Origin of the sequence: Staphylococcus sp. HMSC056G08 (genome assembly GCF_001812305.1) — a bacterium.
Classification (GTDB): Bacteria; Bacillota; Bacilli; order Staphylococcales; family Staphylococcaceae; genus Staphylococcus; species Staphylococcus simulans.
In genome coordinates, this window is the sequence record NZ_KV808529.1 from 40,055 (window position 1) to 41,815 (window position 1,761).

Consider the following 1,761-nt stretch of genomic DNA (forward strand, 5'->3'; position numbering starts at 1 on the left):
TCTCAGACGGATCTAAAGTTGTCATTCCGAAAGCTAAAGACGGCGTAGATGGTAAAGACGGTAAAGCAATCACAATTACCGCTACTGAAACAACACCAGAAGGCGCTACAAAAGTCACATTCTCTGACGGTAAAGTCATCACAATTCCTAAAGGTGCTGATGGTCAATCTGTAACGGTAGATAGTTCAAAACCTGATGCAGATGGCAACACAGTTGTGACATTCTCAGATGGTAAAACAGTCACAATTCCAAAAGGAGATAAAGGTGATACAGGGGCAGCTGGTAAAGACGCGGCTCCATTAACAATCACAGGTTCAACACAAACACCAGAAGGCAATACAGAAGTGACATTCAGCGACGGTTCTAAAGTTGTCATTCCGAAAGCGAAAGACGGCGTAGATGGTAAAGATGGTCAATCAATTACAGTCACTGGCAGCGAAGTTCAACCTGACGGTTCTACAAAAGTCACATTCAGTGATGGACGTGAAATTGTGATTCCTAAAGGAGAAAAAGGCGACAAAGGTGATGCAGGTCAAGATGGTAAATCTATTACTGTAGAAAACTCTGCTCCTGATGCAGATGGTAATACAGTGGTTAACTTCTCAGACGGATCTAAAGTCGTGATTCCGAAAGCGAAAGACAGCGTGGATGGTAAAGACGGAAAATCTATTACAGTCCAAAGCACTGAAAAAACACCAGAGGGCGATACGAAAGTCACATTCTCAGATGGTACTACAGTCACAATCGCAAAAGGTGAAAAAGGTGACACAGGTGCAGCTGGTGTTGATGGACAAAATGGTAAAGACGGTCAATCTATTACTGTACAAAGCGTTCAACCTGATAAAGATGGCAATACAGAAGTGACATTCTCAGACGGATCTAAAGTTGTCATTCCGAAAGCGAAAGATGGCGTAAATGGTACGGATGGTAAATCAGTTACAGTTACAGGAACTGCTGTTCAACCAGACGGATCAACGAAAGTGACATTCAGTGATGGCCATGAAGTAATTATTCCTAAAGGAGAAAAAGGCGATAAAGGTGACGCTGGACAAAATGGTGCAGATGGTCAATCAATCACAGTCGCTAAAGTAGAACCGCAACCAGATGGTTCAACTAAAGTAATATTTAGTGACGGTAAAGAAGTTACTATTCCTAAAGGAGAAAAAGGAGATGCTGGGGCTCAAGGTGAAGCAGGTAAAGATGCAACACCATTAACAGTTACAGGATCTACACAAACTCCAGATGGTAACACTGAAGTGACATTCTCAGACGGCACTAAAGTTGTGATTCCTAAAGGTGCGAAAGGTGATAAAGGCGATACTGGTGAAACAGGTGCCGCAGGTCAATCAATTACAGTTCAAGACACTGAAAAAACACCAGAAGGCGATACAAAAGTAACATTCTCAGATGGTACTACAGTCACAATCGCAAAAGGTGAAAAAGGTGACACAGGTGCACAAGGCGCCGCAGGACAAGACGGTAAAGATGGCCAATCAATTACAGTCGCAAAAGTAGAACCACAAGAAAATGGTGATACAAAAGTTACATTTAGTGATGGTAAAGAAGTTACTATTCCTAAAGGTGAAAAAGGCGATAAAGGTGATACTGGTGCGAATGGTGCAGATGGAACATCCGTGACAGTTAAATCTTCTGAAGTTCAACCAGATGGCAGCACGAAAGTTGTCTTCTCAGATGGCCATGAAGTAACAATCCCTAAAGCACAAGACGGTAAATCAATTACAGTTGAAAAAACTGCCCCTG

Annotated in this window: 1 pseudogene; it reads left to right on the forward strand. The window is 42.4% G+C overall.

Annotation, left to right across the window (positions count from 1 at the left end):
* Nucleotides 1-1,761: pseudogene (locus HMPREF2846_RS14490) on the forward strand (DUF4988 domain-containing protein); the annotation flags it as partial.